The sequence below is a fragment of the Allobosea sp. genome, from assembly GCF_036675845.1.
In the GTDB taxonomy this organism is placed as follows: domain Bacteria; phylum Pseudomonadota; class Alphaproteobacteria; order Rhizobiales; family Beijerinckiaceae; genus Allobosea.
Map to the genome: position 1 here is coordinate 1 of NZ_JAKFED010000099.1, position 1,552 is coordinate 1,552.

2 protein-coding genes are annotated in these 1,552 nt (G+C 67.8%); both read right to left on the reverse strand.

Features of this window, described 5'->3' with window-relative positions; all coding sequences use genetic code 11:
* A partial coding sequence (locus V6M56_RS11315; protein ID WP_332683730.1) for an alpha/beta hydrolase occupies nt 1-874 on the reverse strand: 874 nt, incomplete at its 3' end.
* A 50-nt stretch (nt 875-924) separates the two neighbouring features.
* A complete protein-coding gene (locus V6M56_RS11320) occupies nt 925-1,497 on the reverse strand; it encodes an HdeD family acid-resistance protein (protein WP_332683732.1) in 573 nt (190 codons plus the stop codon).
* Nucleotides 1,498-1,552: the final 55 nt, after the last annotated feature.

A 1,552-nucleotide genomic window follows, 5' to 3' on the forward strand; every position in this document is an offset into this window, starting at 1 on the left:
GGATCTTCTGCTGCAAGGCACTGGTCAGCAGATGCGACTGCCGCGCGCCGTTGACCGGAAACGAGTTGTACTTGAACGGATTGAACTCGGGCAGGACGCTCAGCCAGGCCGCCTTGGCGAAGGCCGGCAACAGTGCGGGCAGCCCGGCAAGGCCGGCAAAGCGCGCGAAGGCCGTGATGCCGATCATCGGCGAGACCAGGACGAGCCGGTCCGGCCGCGCCAGCTCGGTGTTCTCGATCGCGTCGAGCGCATACATCAGCGCGAGCGCGCCGCCATTCGAGAAGCCGACCAGATGCAGCGGCAGGTCGGGCGCGACCCGCCGCCTTGCCTCGCGCACGGCGAGACGCGTCGCCGCCAGCCAGTCCTCCCATTCGACCTCGGTCAGCCCGGCCGGGACCGTGCCGTGGCCGGGCAGCCGGATCGCGATGGCGAGAAAGCCGCGATCGCGATATTGCCGGGCGACATGGCGCAGGCTGTAGGGCGAATCCGTCAGCCCGTGCAGGAACACCGCGACGCCGACCGGCTTGCCTTCCGGCTCCATGACGTAGGAGCGGTTCCAGTCCTGCTTGAAATGACCGGGATAGATGGCGCTGCCGTCGAAATAGCGATTGACCGGAATGCGCTCGTCCGGCTCCAGCTTCTGCGTGACCTCGGCCCGGACGCTGGCGAACGCCGCCGCCTCGGCTGCCAGGTAGTCGCTCCAGCTGCCGCTCTCGAGCTCCGCAAGCGAGAGCTCATGCGGCACGAACTTGTGCCAGGGCTCGAGCGGCGCGCCGCGCCGGGTGTCGTAGATGCGCAGCCCGAGCAGGGACAAGGCCACGATCACGAGGACCGCAGCGCCTCGCTTCAGCGTCTTGGCGATGAAACCGCGCATCCTGCCGACCTTCGGAAACCTGCCGCCATCGACGAAACCGCGCCTCGCCCTCAGGCGCCGGTCTTCCGGGCAGCCAGCGCGATCGCAATATAGGCCCAGCCGGCGAAGAGCAGCGAGATGCCGACCAGCGTGCCCGGCGCGTAGACCCCGTCATAGGGAAGCCGCATCGCCAAAGCGGCGCCCGCCACGGTCGTGACGATGCCGGACAGGAACATCCAGCCCACGCCGCGCTGCGACCTCATCTTCAAGGCGAGCCCGAGCTGGGCGAGGCCCTCCGCCATCAGGACGAGCGCGATCACGATGGTGATGGCGATCGCCCCCTTCATCGGGTTGAAATAGACCAGCAGGCCGCCGAGCAGCTCGATCGTCCCGACCAGCAATTGCCAGAGGAAGCCGCCCCTTTCCTTCATCAGGAAGGACTGGACGATCTTCACGATGCCGCCGACAGCCAGGACCAGCCCGAGGAACAGCGTCACGGCCATGGTCGCGATTGCGGGGCTCGCGATCGCGACGGCGCCGCAGATGATCAGGGCGATCCCCAGCGCGATCATCTTCCCCGACATCGCCCGGACGAGGCCGTGAGCGGGCGGGCTTTCAGCCGATTGGGACGAGGTCTTGGCCATGGGCCGGCATCCTTCGGAACCGCGTCGAAGACGCATGGGATGGCTGTCGCGCCTG